This window comes from Pseudoalteromonas sp. SR45-1, assembly GCF_014163655.1.
Taxonomy (GTDB): domain Bacteria; phylum Pseudomonadota; class Gammaproteobacteria; order Enterobacterales; family Alteromonadaceae; genus Pseudoalteromonas; species Pseudoalteromonas distincta.
The window spans coordinates 25,897-42,997 of sequence record NZ_JACJDR010000016.1; the positions used below are offsets into that span (position 1 = coordinate 25,897).

Genomic DNA, 17,101 nt, shown 5'->3' on the forward strand with positions numbered 1-17,101 from the left:
CATGAGCGCGCATCCGTACGATGTTTTATCACTCAATAACGGCGCAAATATTATTTTTACGCCTTGCCCTGGCACAAAAACACAAAACCTAGCGGATTCAATCGCCACATTAAAAGCGGCTGGCACTCACATGCTGCTTTCACTTATGCCGCAAAAGGAGCTTGAAAAAAACAACGTACAAACAATTAATACTGAGTGCAATAAGCACGATATAACCTGGTTTTATTTACCAATAAATGACGACGAAGCACCCAAACAACCTTTTACATCAAGCTGGAACACCCACAAAACCGACATATTACAGGCCATACAACACAAACAAACCATTGCCATACATTGCAAAGGCGGTACAGGCCGCACAGGGTTGGTCGCTGCGCTTATTTTAAATTCGGCAGGTTACACAAAAGAAGAGGTATATAGCTTAGTACAAGGTATTCGCCCTAAAGCACTCACTATAGAGCTGCAAAAAGAATACTTTAATAACTTTGAGGTGTGAGGGGAAAACTGGGGAATATCTTAACGCTCATTATTAGTTACCCTTGGTAAGCTTTGCCACTTATTAGCAGTAACTAATCGTAATTATGTAAACCATAAAACCACCGAATAGGAATGAGCCAAAACCTGCAGGCCTAAATGTACTTTTAAATTTTTGAGCAGACCACACAGCAATTAAGTACACCTCGCTCTCCTAAAAACTAATGGCCGCATAGGGTAATACAGTCGCACTTGACTAAAGTTAGCTAAAGAATCGCGAAAGCTAAGTGCTTTGCGCCTCTTTGATACCAATCCGCTTAATTAAGTGATCTATTTTGAGGATGGAAAAACGTGTTGATAGCTAGACAAAAAACACGCTATTTAGTTGTTCTCGGCAATTGCTCCTGCATTGCTCTACCTTCTGCATCCATGCAGTCGTAAATGAGAGTTTTTTAACGCTGATAGCGACACATTTAGCCTCTTAAACTGATTAACTATTATTGCGGATTGGTATAATACTGTTGCTATTAGACTTGCAAGCTCATGTAGCAAAAACGATCATCTTCTCTATCGACAGCAAATCCGATGCGGCTATATAATTTAAATGCAGGGCTACGCTGAAATACTTTTAGATCTATGAATTTGACGCCTTGTTGACGAGCCATATCAACTACTTTAGCAATAACGTGAGCACCATAACCTTTGTTTTGATAAGCAGTTTCAATCTGAATATCGCGAAGTTGGCAACGCCCTTCTTCAAACGATAAGCGCACGACACCTATGTGTTGCTCCTTACACAAAATATCAAAATTTTTAAGGTTTTTGGTAGCTTGATAAACGTCTTCTACATCCCAATCTACCGCATACATTTCGTAATAGGGTTTCATATTGCTAAACGTAAACTGTGCGGCAGCCTTTAAGTCTTCAGTAGCAACAATCTCTAGCATCCATCTAGCCTCAAAAAAGAATTAATGCTCAAAAAAACTAAGTAACTACTGCACCACTACTCTACGACATTTGTCGTTTTATAAACCGACAATGTTCCTATATTCAATGCATTTACCTTAACCCCCAAATAACCACCTGTAAACAAATACTAAACCTCATATCAGTTTATGCAATTGCAAAGTATTGAATCTAACGCCTTTAAGCTAATACCTTTAAACTAAATCCCTTAAATTAAAACCTTCAAAGCACTGCTTAATTTATACACGCCAAACCCTTTATACCCGCACAAATGTATTCAGCCGTAGCGCTTTACGATATTATACTCCTTTATATTCAATTTATATTTCAGGGCATATAATGACAACGCACACACCGCCTTCCCACTCAGCCAACACAGCTGAAAACACCTCTCTTTTTTACGTAATATTTATATCGGCCGTGGCTGCTATTGGTGGCTTTTTATTTGGTTTTGACTCAGGTGTTATTAACGGCACGGTGTCGGCACTCGGTAAGGCATTTAATTCAAGCAGTGTGGCTACGGGCTTTAACGTAGCGTCTGTGTTACTTGGCTGCGCCTTAGGTGCGCTTGCTGCGGGGCCGCTGGCTGATAAGTTTGGTCGCCGTGCAATTATGATCATCACTGCGATTATTTTTGCCATTAGTGCATTTGGTTCGGGCATTAGCGAAAGCTCTGCGGAGTTTATTTTTTACCGTTTATTTGGTGGTTTAGGTATTGGTGCTGCATCAGTATTAGCGCCAGCTTATATTGCAGAAGTTGCGCCACCAGCACTACGTGGTCGTTTAGCTACATTACAACAACTCGCTATTGTATTGGGTTTATTTGCTGCTTTTTTAAGTAACTACTTAATTGCTGATGCAGCAGGCAGCGCGCAAAATATTTTAATGCTTGATATAGCCGCTTGGCGCTGGATGTTTTGGGCTGAGCTTGTGCCTGCAATACTGTTTTTAGTGGGTGTGTTGTTTATTCCTGAGTCGCCTCGTTATTTAGTGGCGCAAGGTAAAGTGGATGATGCAAAAGCGGTATTTAGCAAAATTTCAGACGACAATGCAGATAAACAAATAAGCGATGTAAAACGCTCATTGCATAGCGACACAAAGCCAAGTATTCGCGATTTATTTATTGATAACAGTAAAAAAGTACACCCAATTGTTTGGGTGGGTGTTGCGCTGAGTGTATTTCAGCAATTTGTGGGTATTAACGTGGTGTTTTATTACGGCTCAGAGCTGTGGCAAGCCGCTGGGTTTGACGAGTCGCAATCGCTATTTATAAATGTACTCGCAGGTACTACTAATATTGTATCGACCTTTATTGCCATTGCCCTAGTTGACAAAATTGGCCGTAAACCACTGCTCTTAGTAGGCAGTATTGGTATGTTTATTAGCTTAAGCGCGCTTACTTATATATTTGGCAGTGCAGGCCTTGATGAAGCAGGCAAACTTGCCCTTAGCGATAACATGGGTACGTTTGCGCTGATTATGGCTAACTTATTTGTGGTATTTTTTGGCTTAAGTTGGGGCCCTGTTGTATGGGTATTATTAGGCGAAATGTTTAATAACCGTATTCGTGGGGCAGCACTTGCTGTTGCAGCTAGTGCGCAGTGGATTGCTAACTTTGCCATTACCATGACCTTCCCTATTATGCTTGCCAACATTGGCCTTGCCGGTGCTTATGGCTTTTATGCGTTATCGGCACTTATAAGCATATTTTTTGTTGTTAAATACATTAAAGAAACGCGCGGTAAAACGCTCGAATCTATGTGATTTTTAAAAGCGGTGATATTAATCACCGCTTTGCTTTTACATACAATGGCGTTATTTAAGAGTGATTGTTTGGATGAGCTAAACGTTAATTAATAAATATATTTTAAACTGCTGTTAATACGTAAACGCTCCTTTTACCAGCAAGCTTTTACTACCAAAGTTTATAGCTACCGATTGCATACTTAAATATCACTACAGCTCAATACGTTAGCGAAACTTTTAACTTAAGTTAAGGTTGAATAGCAATCTACGCTCATTTATTTTAACTTTATAACCATTGCCGTATTACCTTTTATTATTACTAATCTATTTAAATTCCTTTTTAGAATATCAAAAATTAGCTATTGTCCGCCCATTCCAACTTTATGTATTTACTAAAATGAAAAAACAGTTAATTTCAGGCTTAGCTTTAACGTGTGCGTTAGGTTCGTTCAGTGCATTTGCTACTAATGGTTATTTTACTCACGGCTATGGCATGACCCACAAAGGCATGGCTGGCGCAGGTGTAGCGCTGTCAGAAGAGTTAATGTCTGGCGCTAATAATCCAGCAACCTTTTTACCTAATGGAACAGAGCTATCACTGGGCTTAGAGCTTTTTTCACCTGAACGAAAATATACTGCATCAAAAGTAGATACTTTTTACCCTGGCGCATTTTATCTTGAAGCAAAAACACAAAAAAGCGACAACACCGTATTTGTAATTCCAGAGTTTGCTATTGGCCATCAATTAAATGAAAAAGTAAATATTGGTTTATTAGTGTATGGCAACGGCGGTATGAATACCGAGTACGGCGCAGAATCCTCTCCTGAGGGGACTTTTTACGCTGGTACAACGGGCGTTGATTTAAAACAACTCTTTATTAGCCCAACAGTAAGCTATGAGTTGAATGAACAAACACGCCTTGGTGTATCCCCTATTTACGTGGTGCAACAGTTTGAAGCGCAAGGGCTTGGAAACTTTGCTCCTTTTTCGCAATCACCAGAAGCGCTCACAAATAATGGCACCGATACAAGCACAGGCTTAGGCATTCAACTAGGTATTAGCCAAGATATAAATTCGTCATTAAGCTGGGGGGCGAGTTACCGCTCATCAGTGTCTATGCAAGAGTTTGATAGCTATAAAGGTTTGTTTGCAGAGCAAGGCGGATTTGATCTACCAAGTTCGTTTCAACTTGGCGCAGCCTACAAGCTTACCCCAAGTAATCAGGTTGTATTTGACTGGCAAAAAATAAATTACAGCGAAGTAAAAAGTATTGCAAATCCAATCAGTAACTTGGTGTCAGCACCTTTAGGGGCTAACGCCGGCGCTGGGTTTGGCTGGAACGATATGACTATTTATAAGCTTGGCTATCAGTGGCAACGTACATCGCAACAAAAAATTCGTTTTGGGGTATCTTATACCGAGCAACCTATTCCTTCATCAAACGTTTTGCTTAATATTTTAGCCCCGGGCGTTCAAGAGTGGCATTTTACTACTGGCTTTAGCCATTCTTTTACCAACAAGGTACAATTAAACGCTATGGCTTTTTATTCGCCAGCAAAAAAAGTAACGGGTGCTAACTACTTAGCGCCTAATCAACAATTATCAATCGAAATGAAACAAACCGGTTTAGGCGTTTCTATTGTTTGGGAAATTTAAAAATGATAACAGAATTCACCCCAGTATCGGCTGCAATAGGCGGGGCATTAATAGGTATAGCGTGTACGTTATTACTGGTTTTATACGGAAAATTGCGGGCATATCAGGCATTGTTAAGTCTGTATTCGCTAAAGCAAATTCAGACTCTCGTTGGCAGTTATACTTTATTTTAGGGTTGTTGTTGGCAGGAGTGGCTGTAAGGGTATTTGCGCCTTCTTTATTAGAAGGCGAATTGCAATTACCGCCTTGGCTTATTGTTGTTGCAGGGCTTTTAGTTGGCGCTGGTACAACGTTAGCTAATGGGTGCACAAGTGGCCATGGTGTGTGCGGCATGTCGCGCTTTTCTACTCGCTCTTGGGTTGCAACATGCACATTTATGCTTGTCGCCTTCATTACAGCAAACCTTGTAGGATAAATAATGAAAGCAATTATGATGGTTGTTATAGGCTTTATATTTGGCTTAGGACTTATTATTAGCGGGATGACAAACCCCGCTAAAGTGATTAACTTTCTTACTTATGGAAACCAATGGGACGCAAGCTTAATTATAGTGATGGCTGTTGCCATGCTAATAATGATGCTTACATGGTTATGGGTTGCAAAAAAAGAGAAGCCACTTCTTTCAGGAACGTTTAATTTAAGTGATTTAAAAAAAATTGATGCGCGCTTAATTATCGGCTCGGTACTTTTTGGTTTAGGCTGGGGTTTAAGTGGTATATGCCCAGGCCCGGGTTTGGTTCAATTGGTGTCTCTTAAAATGGAGTTTTTATTATTTTTTGCAGCCGTGCTAGGCGGTATGTGGTTAGCCAAAAAAGTATAATATTTGCTGCCGACTAAACTCGGCAGCTACTTTTACCCAAACAAAGGTACATAACTTGCTGCAATATATATAAAACTATATTGAACAGGTTTAAGTTATGCTAAATAAAGCGCTGGAATTTTCTAACAGCACACCTTGGTTAGGCGCAGCGTCCTCCCTTTTACTTATAGCTATACTACTGTTTTTAGTTCGTTTTTTTGTGATGTACTGGCTAAAAAAATGGACTTCAAAAACCAAACTTATATTCGATACTTTACTAATAGAGTCAATATCTAAGCCGCTAACACTGTGCACAATTATTGTGCTACTCACCATTTTAGAGCACGACACCTTCATTATTAGTACTTCTATTTCTCAACAAATTCCTTTTAATAGCATTAATATTGTACTAGCTCTACTGGCACTTATTATGTTTTTAGACCGCTTTATTATTGGCACTATTAATTACTATGGCAAACAATCTGCCGTTGTTTTTAATTCAAAAAGCATAATTAAAGGCGTGATACGCGTTACATTATCATCCGTAGGAATACTAGTATTAATGGGCACGTTAGGTATTTCTATTACACCCATTATTGCCTCGTTAGGTATTACATCACTGGCTGTTGCCCTTGCTTTACAACCTACCCTCGAAAACTTTTTTTCTGGCGTGCAGCTAGTGATAGATAAACCCATAAGAGTGGGCGATTTTATTGAGCTTGAATCAAAAGAACAAGGCTTTGTAGATCACATAGGCTGGCGCTCTACATGGGTTAAAATGCTACCTAATAATATGATTATTATACCTAATAGCCAATTATCTAAATCGCGTATTATTAATTACTTTTATCCTGAAAGAGAGCTAAGCGTCCCTGTAGATATAAGCGTGCATTACGATTCAGATTTAGAGTTTGTTGAGCAAGTAACACTTGAAGTGGCTCGCGAAATACTTATTTCACACGAATGGGGCGTTGATGATTACAATACCTTTGTGGTTTTTCATACCTTTGATAGATCAAGCATTAACTTTACGGTAATGCTTAGAGCTAAAGAATACTTTAATCGCTTTTGGGTAAAATCTGCTTTTATAAAAGCCCTGCATAAACGCTATAAAAAAGAAGGTATTGTAATCCCCTTCCCTATTACGGCTATTAACACTACTCAAGAAGCCGCTAAATTTAATAGTGATAAAAAGGTGCAAGGCGACACTTAAAACAAAGCGCGAGTAACTCTCGCGCTAATAAGTATTAAAACTTGTAGGTTATTTGCCCAATAATTTCACGAGGGCTGCCAGGAAAGTGGCCGTTTCGCTCACTAAATCCACTAACCGCGTATTCTTTGTCAAACAGGTTATTAATATTTACACTCAGTAATACGTCGTCAAAGCGACTCGTCCAGCTCATATCAAATACGGTAAATGGTTTTACTTTTTGGCCACTTGTACTAAGTTGCTCACTTACGTAATTTGCACCAAATGCAATTGATGAGTCAATTGAATCAATAGCGTAGCGAGTCCATAAACCTGCCTGGTGGCGTGGTGCATTAGCAAAGCGCGAACCGTCTCCAAATGTATTTGAAAGCGTATCACCCGTTACGCCGTCTACCACTTGCGTATCGTTGTAAGCGTAGTTGGCCGTTACGGTCCAGTGCGCTGACAAATCACCGACTAAAGTTGTTTCAAATCCTCGGCTTTCTACTTCACCTATATTTAAAAGTGCAGCAATGCCATCCCCTGCTCCCGTATCGTCAGGGTTGCTCATTACCACGTTTTCTTTATTAATTTGGTAAATTGCAAAGGTGCTCATTATTTTGCCGTCGAGCCATTGGTTTTTCATACCCAGCTCGGTTTGCTTACCGGTTTCTGGTTCTAAATTACCTTCGCCTTCTACATCTTCTTGATCGGCTGACGATGTAGGATTAAAGCTCTCTGAGTAGTTAATATATACCGATGTGTTTTCTACTGGTTGGTAGGTCACAGCAACGCGCGGCGTTATGTCGTTATCTGAGTAACTAAAGCCAGTTTCTTGATTAAACTCTTTAAAATGGTCATAGCGCAAACCTGCAATAATTGTCCACTGCTCGCCTATGCTAATTACGTCTTGTGCATACACACCAAATCGGTCGGTATCAACGCCATCGCGGTTCATGTCGGTGAGGTTATAAGTGCTTGGGTCGGTTTCACCGTAGTTTAAATTAAAAATATTTAAATTAGCGACGCCATCGGCCTCATATCGAGCACGAAAGTAGTCATATTCGGTATCAACGGTGTGGTAATCACCACCAAATAAAAACTGATGTGTTAATTGTCCTTGTCCAAAGTTATAAACAAAGTCGGTGGTTACACTTGCCTCTTTATTGGCACGAAATTGCTTACGGTATTCACGCTTAATCGTTTCATCGTCAATATTGGCAACGCCATCACCATTTACATCTACCCAGCTTTGCGACTCATGGTAGGCTTGGTCTCGCTCGTTATCCATGTAACGAAACGTAGTACTTAACGAAAAATCATCATTAAAATAATGGCTAAGTTCTGCTTGAAGCACCAAAGCTTCCATATTTTGATAATCAAACGACTCATTGGCGTTATAACTTGGGTCAACTAAAAAGTTGCCGTTGTCATCTACCGGTACGCCACGTAAGCGGTTTCCGCCTAGGTCTTGTTTAATGTAGTCAACACTTGTGGTTAGGGTTGTTGAATCTGTTAAATCAAATAACAATCCACCTGTCAGCTCGGTGTTTTTTGAGTCTGCATTGTTACGAAAGCTGTCTTGCTCTTCATAGTAACCACCCAATCTATAAGCCATTGTATCGCTTAAACCACCTGTCATATCAAGTGATGCACCACGGGTGTTGTAGTTACCTAAAGTAAGCTTTAGTTCGCGTTTTTGTGTGTAGCTTGGCTTTTTGGTTACGTAATTAATCATCCCACCAGGTTCGCCACCGCCATACAAAGCAGAGGAAGGCCCTTTTAATACTTCAACACGTTCAACATTAAATAACTGCGGTACACCAAAGCCCGAATATGGGTCGCCACGCACACCATCATAAAATACATTGGCGTCATCTCTAAAACCACGAAAAGTTACACCTGAGTAGCTGTATTCACTCACACCCGCAATTGAGCGGTATAAATCGGTAATGTCGCGCGCGGCTTGGTCAATAATAAGTTGCTCGGTTAATACCTGCGCAGATTGCGGTAATTTAATAAGATCTAAATCCGTTTTAGTACCAATTTTACTTTCGGTTTCTAGGTAAAATTGCTGGGCACGGCCAGTTACTTCTATTTTTTCAATATCGTTATTTTGCTCGGCAAATGCCACATTAGAAAAAGCAGAAAAAGACGCAGCAATACTGAGCGCCAAATATTTTTGGTTAAACATATTGATCCAAAGAAGAGGTTTATAAAACGCTGCGAATGATAACGACTATCATTAACATGTGCAATGTAAATAATTTCATATTCATCCTTATTTTTCGAATGAAGAGTTTTTGAGTAACACACTAAATTTGCAGCTCAGCATTAAAAAATTAATTAGCATTACTGGAATACGGAATTGATATAATATAACATACCTTTAATTGTAATTTAGTAAGATTATTAAATGATAAATAAACTGCCCGTCACAGTGTTATCAGGTTTTTTGGGGGCTGGTAAAACCACTGTACTTAGCCATATTCTTAATAACAGACAAGGTAAAAAAGTGGCTGTTATAGTTAACGATATGAGCGATATAAATATCGATGCAGCCACTATTAAAAACGATGTATCGCTCAATCACTGTAACGAAAAGCTCGTTGAAATGAGCAACGGTTGTATTTGCTGCACCCTACGAGAAGACTTACTTGTTGAAGTGGGCAAACTTGCCAAAGATGGGCGTTTTGATTACCTCGTTATTGAATCAACCGGTATTTCTGAGCCATTACCTGTAGCCGAAACCTTCACATTTTCCGATGAAAATGGCGTCTCACTGGGTGATATTGCCACCCTTGATACTATGGTAACGGTGGTTGATGCCGTTAACTTTTTAAACGACTACGAACAAGCAAATGATTTACAAGATACTGGCGAATCGTTAGGAAAAGACGACGAGCGAAGCGTAGCCGACCTACTTGTTGACCAAGTTGAATTTGCCGATGTAATCTTAATTAGTAAAACTGATTTAATTACAAACGATGAATTAAATAAACTCACTGCCATTTTAAATACGCTTAATACTCAAGCTAACATTATTCCTATTTCAAACGGCCATATTAATATTAACGAAGTGCTAAACACCGGTTTATTTAATTTTGAACGTGCCCAACAAGCACCGGGGTGGCTTAAAGAAATGCGTGGTGAACATATTCCCGAGACTGAAGAGTATGGTATTAGCAGCTTTAATTACACTGCGCGCCGCCCATTTGACCCAGAAAAGTTTTATAACTTTCTTCATAGCACCGAACAATTTGGCAAACTTATTCGCTCAAAAGGGTATTTTTGGTTAGCAACACGCCCTTTATTTTGCGCGCAGTGGGGCCAAGCAGGCGGTATAGCTCATTACGGATTTGCTGGTATGTTTTTTAAAGCCATCCCCCAAAAAGACTGGCCTACAGAGCCTGAGCTGCTTGCTGACATAAATAATAAATGGGTAGAGCCCTTTGGTGACATGCGCCAAGAGCTTGTGTTTATTGGTCAATCATTAAATAAACAAGCGATGATTAAAGCGCTTGATGACTGCCTACTACCAGAAGATGCGGTACTTAAGGGAAAGGACTTTTGGAGAACCTATAACGACCCGTTTCCTATTTGGGAGGAAGAGTAATGAATGCCCTAGCCCCAATAACTGCGCAAATAAAGCCTGCGGAACCGCTGTACCGAAAAGCAGCTAAAGAGTGTGCCGCCGATGTATTGCCACAAATTTATAACCAAGACACTAACATTGTTATTTGGCAAAGAGACCTTGAGCAAACATTAACAAATGCAGTTAATACTCTCATTAGCGCAAATGCTTTAAAGCCACTAGAGCTTGCGGTATCGCCCGATGATGCGTTTGAGCAATTAATAAAAACGCTTAAGCCAGAAGATAATAACCGCGATGAAGTTAAAGCGCTGTGTGAAGATATCGCACTGTTGGTTGAAATGTTTTGCTGCCTGTTTGATTTAAAACGCGCCGGTTTAAGGCTAAAAATATTAGATAAACCCATGTGCCCGCGTTTTCATGTAGACAAAATTCCCTGCCGGCTAGTTACTACCTATCAAGGTGTTGCTACGCAGTGGTTAAGTCACAGCGATGTAAACCGCTCAAAGCTAGGTACTGGTAATTTAGGTAAACCCGATGAAGAGTCTGGCTTATTTAAAAGCCTAAATAATATTAATCAACTCAAGCAAGGTGATGTTGCCCTGCTTAAAGGCGAGTACTGGGATGAAAACGAAGGTGCAGGGCTTGTACATCGCTCACCAGCGGTGGCTGCAAACGAGCAACGCTTATTACTTACGCTCGATTTTATCTAAAATTTGTTGTGGTGATAAACGCTAAGCTAGTGCGCGTTTATCACCCTAGCGATTACTTCGTACAAACCTTGTGTATTTACAGGTTTAGATACAAAATCGTCCATGCCCACACTTAGACAGCGCTGTTTATCGTCTTCGTAGGCATTAGCGGTAATTGCAATAATGGGCACATGTGCCTTAGTGTTTACTTCGTTAGCACGTATGGTTTGGGTACATTCGTAACCATCCATATTTGGCATTTGGCAATCCATTAAAATTAAGTCAAAGGTGTTACCCTTAAGCACTTTTAACGCTTCAATTCCATCGTTAGCCATTGTAAGTTGTACATGAGTTGGCTCTAACATTTTTGCAATTACTTGGCGGTTTATGGGGTTGTCTTCTACCAATAGTAATTTTTTGCTACCAAGGTTAGGTACTGATTGCGACTGTACTGCGGCTGTGTGCTTTATAAACTCAGCTTTAGGCGCATTAATGTAAAACTTAAGCATGCTGCCTTTACCGGGTTCACTATTTAAAGATATTTCACCCTGCATTTTTTTAATTAACCCTTGGCTAATGGCCAAACCTAGCCCGGTACCGCCATATTTACGCGCAACACCTACATCAGCTTGAGTAAACTCACTAAACAATAACGATTGCTGATCTTTTTCTATGCCAATGCCGCTATCAGACACACTCACAAATAATTGCTGGCCACTGTAATCAAACGATAAACGCACAAACCCGCGCTCAGTAAACTTATACGCGTTAGATAATAAATTAATAATAACTTGGCTTAAGCGTAAATCATCTACGTTAATACAATCTGGCAAGGTGTTACTACACTGAACTATAAACTGCACATCGTCAGAGCTTACAATGGGTGAAAACAACGATTTAATATTTTCGATAAACGGCGCTAAGTTTGTTGGGCGCGGGCTAATTTGCATTGCATTAGCCTCAATTTTAGAAAAATCTAAAATATCGTTTAAGATTTTTAATAAGTTTTGAGCACTTTTTTGTTGCGTATCTAAAAGATCTCTTTGCTCGTCGGTTAACGAACTATCACGCAGCAATACTTCACCCATGCCCAAAATACCGTTCATTGGGGTGCGTAGTTCATGACTCATATTTGCTAAAAACTGCGATTTAGCCACATTAGCTAAATTAGCACGCTCTACTGCTTGCTTAAGCTTGTTAGTTTGCTCAGCAACTTGTTTTTCTAGCTGCTGGTTAAACTCACTGAGTTGTTTGTTTAGGTCTTGGTTTTTTATATTTGACGCTTGCAGGTTTTCAATTGAATGCTGCAGCGCAGTGGCTAGCATTTCAAACTGCTGTTGTAGTTGCAATACTTCTTGCCAACTTGAATCTGTATTAAAAGTATGTTTTTTTGATTTATTAAAGCTTTGCATTAAATTAGTTAAACCACTAATTGGCTGCACTAATAAGTTTGCAAGTTGGCGTACAAACAGCACCACCATAATAATTAGCATAGCGCCTAGCAAAATACTTGGCAGCCATGCTTTAGCTACAGCCATACTCAAATGTTTACGATTATAAAAAGTGATTACTTGCCATTTGCTCTGCGGATTAACATATCTAGAACTATGGTAAACCTCATTATTATTGGAGCGAAATAAATTTTTATCGCCCATATTACGCGCATTAAAACCATCTTCGTTAAAGTCGGTTAATATTTTAAACTGCTCAAGCGAGCTAAAAACCACTTTTTGCTTATCATCCAGTACAACTAATTCGCCAGTATTTTCAAATAAATTAGGAATAAACTGCTCTAATCGTCCAAGCTTTAACGACCCCTCTACTACGCCGAAAAACTCACCATCACGATAAATAGGTGCCGACAGCGCAACAATGGCTTCATTGCCAAGCCCTCGACCTTGAAACACACCACCGCTATAACCGAGAGGATATTGCTTAGCCTGATTAAAGTACTCGCGATCAGTGACATTACGCTGCGCCTTAGTTAACCCCGCTATAAGGTTATTAGGCGACGTTATTTCGACGTAGCCGCTAGGGTTTGCATACAAGCTTGTAGCAAACCCTGGAAATAGATTCATTAGCCTTTTTAACTGCTGCTCACTATCTGTGCCCGCGCTTATGGCGTCGCTACTCATTACAATGGCATTTTTATGAAACGTTAAATAATCACTTAATTGAGTGCTTATATATTTGGCTTTTTCTTCGAGTTGGGCGTCTACCTCATACTCTAACCGAGAGTGGTGATCGTTCACTAAAATTACACTGGTAAGCAGTATAACCAATATAATAATAACGCTTACAACATAGCTAAGAATGCGAGCAAGAGGCCTGCCCTGATAGGCACGGCTGGCGTGGGGTACAAATACACTAAATAAATCAACTAAAGCTAAGCTAATTAACGCATTTATGAGGTACTTTGATATTGCAACAACTAGCGTTAACCATGGCAGACCAATAAGAAACTGCCCTATTCCCCAAATTATAGGTAAACCAACTAACAGCCAAAAAACAGTACCAAGAGGGAGTATGGGTTTAGAGCGGCGTAAACAAAAAGTGTAAAGCCAAAAAAGCTCGAGTAAATAAACAATACTCGGCCAGCAATGCCCCCACCTATAAAGTAAAAAGCCAGATACAATCGAAAGGCTTAAGCACGCATAACGCAGCCCAATAAACACTAAGCTACATAATACAAATACTTGCCCAAATAAAAACTCAGAACTGTCGAAAAAATATAACGGCGAGAGGTTAACTAAACCCCCTAGCAGCCCTAATAAAACAGCGAGTGTCCACTTACTTCTTTGAGGCATTACTTCAACCCTAGAGTACTTTGTTAACACGCAGTGTTAAATTAATATAATTGCTACATTATTGCGTACAAGTTAAAAGTTGTCTAGCGAGAAAAGGAGCTGGAAACTATTAGGTATTATGGATTAATTTAGTGAAAAAATATAAATATTAAGGAGTTAGCGATATACACCCAATGTTGCTTGGAGTATAAGTTGGCATAGAGTTGAATCATAAAATGGCATAAAGTGACTGGTTTTCTTGAATTAAAAGCTCCTGATACCAAAGCCAGTTTTTTAATGCTAAAAAATTCCGATTAATTTAGTAGAAATAGATATTTCTCATTAAGACTTAAACACTGTTAAGTTTCAATTTTTGATGGTGAAGAAAATGATTGGATAAATTTTATGGGATATCTATGTCGATGACATGACGTACCGATTCGCAACAAACGATTATATTAGCACATCAAGAATAGTGGAAATATCACCTCAGAACCAGCTAATCAAAACTGTCAGTGGTAGCCTTTATCAAGTTATTGGAAAAGGCAAAAAGCCGAAGTGCAAATATGAGTCAACCATCTAACCATTAGGTTAAATACTAGACTATGCCACCTTATACTTCCAATTTATGCCACCTTTTAGTACAAATATGTCAACTTATACTTCAAACAACACCCAAATGAGGAATTTGGGTGGCAGTCTTACCAGCCACATCTCGGCACACACGTCACAAACTGTGGCTGCTCCCTTCCGGGCCTGACCAGGTTCGCCTGCTAGTGTTGCGAGAGGACCAATAAGACTACCATTGAGGGCCTTGGTTGGCGCGGGAGGGATTATCTCTACTTTTGCTCTGTTATTCAAGGGATAATCAAAAAAGAAAGTGCGATTGCATACTTCATATACAATCGCGGCATATTTAGCTGTTTTAGTGCGTATTAATTGCTCTCTAACTGCGCTTTTATATTACGAAGTGCTGCTTTTACTTTTTTCATGTTTTCTGGACCCATACGTAAAAGCTGTTTTTGCGCAGCAGGTAATTGCTCCCACTCCGAAAACGCATACTGATACGTCACTGAATCGCGAAGTAACGGCAAGTCACCTTCAGGCTCTGGCGTATCAAGTAATAAATCGATTGCATCGGTTAGCGTTTGATTAAACTCATCATCTCCATAACCAATTTCACTATATGCATTATTTATAAGTGGCTTGTACTCTTCGTACATGCGAACGGCTTGCGCTGCACTCATACTGGTAAATATTTTCACATACGGGGTATAACGCTCGTAGCTGTTAGGGTTAATTGTGAGGATATCCCCTTCATTAACGCTAAATTTCTCTTCTGGCTGTACAACAGGCGTGTGCTTTTTAGCTACCTTACCTTTAGCTAGGTTATCTACAAATACAACACCACGGCGAATTACATCGTCGGTCACCATTAGGCTCATTACTGAGTCGCTTAGGTACTCATCCATTTTAGCAACCACAACTGCATCACTTTCGTTAAGTGTTGGTAGTGGCTCTACTTCAGGCTCCGGCTCGCTCGGGCTTTGTACTGGTACTTCAAGCTCGGCTGGTTTTTCTGGCATTACAGATGGCGCGTCTACCACTGGGTCGTTCTCGGGTTTAAGCTCCATCATAGGTTGCTCTTTAACTGCGGGCTCTACCTCAGTGCGTGTTTCTTGCTCGTCACTTGGTGTGAGCAATACGAAGGCAGCCGCACATGCTACGACTATTAAAATAATAACGGCGAAAAGAATATTGTTATTAGGTGGACGTTTTTGAACATCTGATGCTTCTGGTTTATCTGACATACGAACTCCATAAAAATTAAAATGCGATATCACTTAGAGTACGCTAAGTGGATTAAATTCATTCTTACACAAATACTATGACATTTTATAATACGGCAATTATAGCAAAGTAAGTTACCTACTAAATTGGGTGATTAAATAATGTAATAAGCATTAGGGCAGTTATCCTTTGATTCTTCTAGCTTAAAGACTTACAGTTAATAAATAAAGTAAAGACGTAGAACAGTTTAACCACCAATATGAAAATCAAGCAAGTTGATCCACAAAAACCTAAAACTGCCTTATTACTTACAGGTGGTGGCGCAAGAGCTGCTTATCAAGTGGGTGTGCTAAAAGCGCTAGCTCATAGTATGCCTCGTACTGCCCCATTGCCATTTAGAGTAATAAATGGCACCTCCGCTGGCGCTATTAACTCTGCTGCATTGGCATGTTACGCTTCTTGTGCGCATTTGGCTGTACGAAAGCTCGAATCAGTTTGGAAAAACTTTTCAACCTCTATGGTCTATAAAAGTGACTTTTTAAGCGTGTTTGGTCATATTGCTCGCAATATCTTAACGAGCTTTCAGTCAGAGCATATTAACCACCCACCAGCGAGCTTACTAAATAACCGCCCTCTGCGTAGTTTATTAAACGAGATTTTAGATTTACACCGCATTGAGCGCAATTTACACCGTAATTATTTAGATGCGCTGTCTATTACAGCCTCAAGTTATACAACGGGTGACTCGGTTGCATTTTTTCAATCTAATACGCAAACATCGTGGCAACGTGCTAAACGCGAAGGCCGCGCAACTCGTATTAATGTTGAGCACTTAATGGCATCAAGTGCCATTCCTATGGTGTTTCCAAGTGTAAATATTTATAACCATTACTTTGGTGATGGCTCTATACATCAACTTTCTCCGCTGAGTCCGTCGATTCATTTAGGCGCTGAAAAAATATTTATTATTGGGGTCGATCAACCTAAAGAATTACACCCGCCGGGTTATTCGCCACATTATCCTGGACTCTCTGCTGTTGCGGGGCATTTACTAGACAGTGTATTTACCGACACTATGCAATCGGATTTAGAGCGTTTGGCTCGTGTTAACCGAACATTAGGGCTATTACCCGCGCGTGACAAACATCAAGAACTTAAACAAATAGATACCTTTGTAATTAACCCATCGCAAAACTTTAATGCTATTGCAGCACAGTATTACGACGATATGCCGTGGGCTATTAAAGTATTGCTACGTACCATAGGTGTTAAAAAACATTCGCAATCGAGCTTAACCAGTTATCTATTGTTTGAAAAACGCTACACCCAACATTTAATGCAAATTGGTTATGAAGACGGTATGAAAAAATTACCGGAGATACGCAAGTTTTTAGAACTAGATTAAGCTC

General features: G+C 39.9%; 12 protein-coding genes, 1 other RNA gene and 1 pseudogene. 9 read left to right on the forward strand and 5 right to left on the reverse strand.

Annotated features, from left to right (window positions below):
- Position 1: 1 nt before the first annotated feature.
- Positions 2-496: a dual specificity protein phosphatase family protein gene (locus tag H5089_RS15605; protein ID WP_182712614.1), complete on the forward strand. Its 495-nt coding sequence runs from the start codon at positions 2-4 to the stop codon at positions 494-496.
- 505 nt (positions 497-1,001) lie between these two features.
- Here the strand turns inward: H5089_RS15605 and H5089_RS15610 are convergent.
- The gene (locus H5089_RS15610) at positions 1,002-1,421 is read right to left on the reverse strand and encodes an N-acetyltransferase (RefSeq protein WP_182712615.1); all 420 of its coding nucleotides are present in this window, start codon (positions 1,419-1,421) and stop codon (positions 1,002-1,004) included.
- Positions 1,422-1,779: 358 nt separating this feature from the next.
- Here H5089_RS15610 and H5089_RS15615 point away from each other — a divergent pair, with 358 nt between their 5' ends.
- The 5 genes and pseudogenes from H5089_RS15615 (at position 1,780) to H5089_RS15635 (ending at position 6,855) form a co-directional block, all read left to right on the forward strand.
- Positions 1,780-3,204: a sugar porter family MFS transporter gene (locus tag H5089_RS15615; protein ID WP_182712616.1), complete on the forward strand. Its 1,425-nt coding sequence runs from the start codon at positions 1,780-1,782 to the stop codon at positions 3,202-3,204.
- 379 nt (positions 3,205-3,583) lie between these two features.
- The gene (locus tag H5089_RS15620) at positions 3,584-4,843 is read left to right on the forward strand and encodes an OmpP1/FadL family transporter (RefSeq protein WP_182712617.1); all 1,260 of its coding nucleotides are present in this window, start codon (positions 3,584-3,586) and stop codon (positions 4,841-4,843) included.
- 2 nt (positions 4,844-4,845) lie between these two features.
- Positions 4,846-5,258 (forward strand): annotated as a pseudogene (locus H5089_RS15625) (YeeE/YedE family protein).
- A 3-nt stretch (positions 5,259-5,261) separates the two neighbouring features.
- A complete protein-coding gene (locus H5089_RS15630) occupies positions 5,262-5,663 on the forward strand; it encodes a DUF6691 family protein (protein WP_002958285.1) in 402 nt (133 codons plus the stop codon).
- A gap of 97 nt (positions 5,664-5,760) precedes the next feature.
- On the forward strand, positions 5,761-6,855 hold the full coding sequence (locus H5089_RS15635) for a mechanosensitive ion channel family protein (protein WP_182712618.1): 1,095 nt from the start codon (positions 5,761-5,763) through the stop codon (positions 6,853-6,855).
- A gap of 34 nt (positions 6,856-6,889) precedes the next feature.
- On the opposite strand, the gene H5089_RS15640 is transcribed toward H5089_RS15635, so the two are convergent.
- Positions 6,890-9,025: a TonB-dependent siderophore receptor gene (locus H5089_RS15640; RefSeq protein ID WP_182712619.1), complete on the reverse strand. Its 2,136-nt coding sequence runs from the start codon at positions 9,023-9,025 to the stop codon at positions 6,890-6,892.
- 222 nt (positions 9,026-9,247) lie between these two features.
- Here H5089_RS15640 and zigA point away from each other — a divergent pair, with 222 nt between their 5' ends.
- Both zigA and H5089_RS15650 read left to right on the forward strand, forming a co-directional pair.
- Complete coding sequence (zigA, locus tag H5089_RS15645) at positions 9,248-10,447, forward strand: zinc metallochaperone GTPase ZigA (protein WP_182712620.1); 1,200 nt, start codon at positions 9,248-9,250, stop codon at positions 10,445-10,447.
- Entirely contained in the window at positions 10,447-11,136 is a 690-nt protein-coding gene (locus tag H5089_RS15650) for a DUF1826 domain-containing protein (protein WP_182712621.1), read from the forward strand. The genes zigA and H5089_RS15650 overlap by 1 nt, the downstream gene beginning before the upstream one ends.
- A gap of 26 nt (positions 11,137-11,162) precedes the next feature.
- On the opposite strand, the gene H5089_RS15655 is transcribed toward H5089_RS15650, so the two are convergent.
- From H5089_RS15655 to H5089_RS15665, 3 genes are all read right to left on the reverse strand, one after another.
- Entirely contained in the window at positions 11,163-13,922 is a 2,760-nt protein-coding gene (locus tag H5089_RS15655; protein WP_182712622.1) for a response regulator, read from the reverse strand.
- 678 nt (positions 13,923-14,600) lie between these two features.
- Positions 14,601-14,697: signal recognition particle sRNA small type (gene ffs, locus H5089_RS15660), an RNA gene on the reverse strand.
- 139 nt (positions 14,698-14,836) lie between these two features.
- The gene (locus H5089_RS15665) at positions 14,837-15,712 is read right to left on the reverse strand and encodes a DUF3014 domain-containing protein (protein ID WP_182712623.1); all 876 of its coding nucleotides are present in this window, start codon (positions 15,710-15,712) and stop codon (positions 14,837-14,839) included.
- Positions 15,713-15,951: 239 nt separating this feature from the next.
- On the opposite strand from H5089_RS15665, the gene H5089_RS15670 reads away from it, so the two are divergent.
- Complete coding sequence (locus tag H5089_RS15670; protein ID WP_002958292.1) at positions 15,952-17,097, forward strand: patatin-like phospholipase family protein; 1,146 nt, start codon at positions 15,952-15,954, stop codon at positions 17,095-17,097.
- The last annotated feature ends 4 nt before the right edge of the window (positions 17,098-17,101 follow it).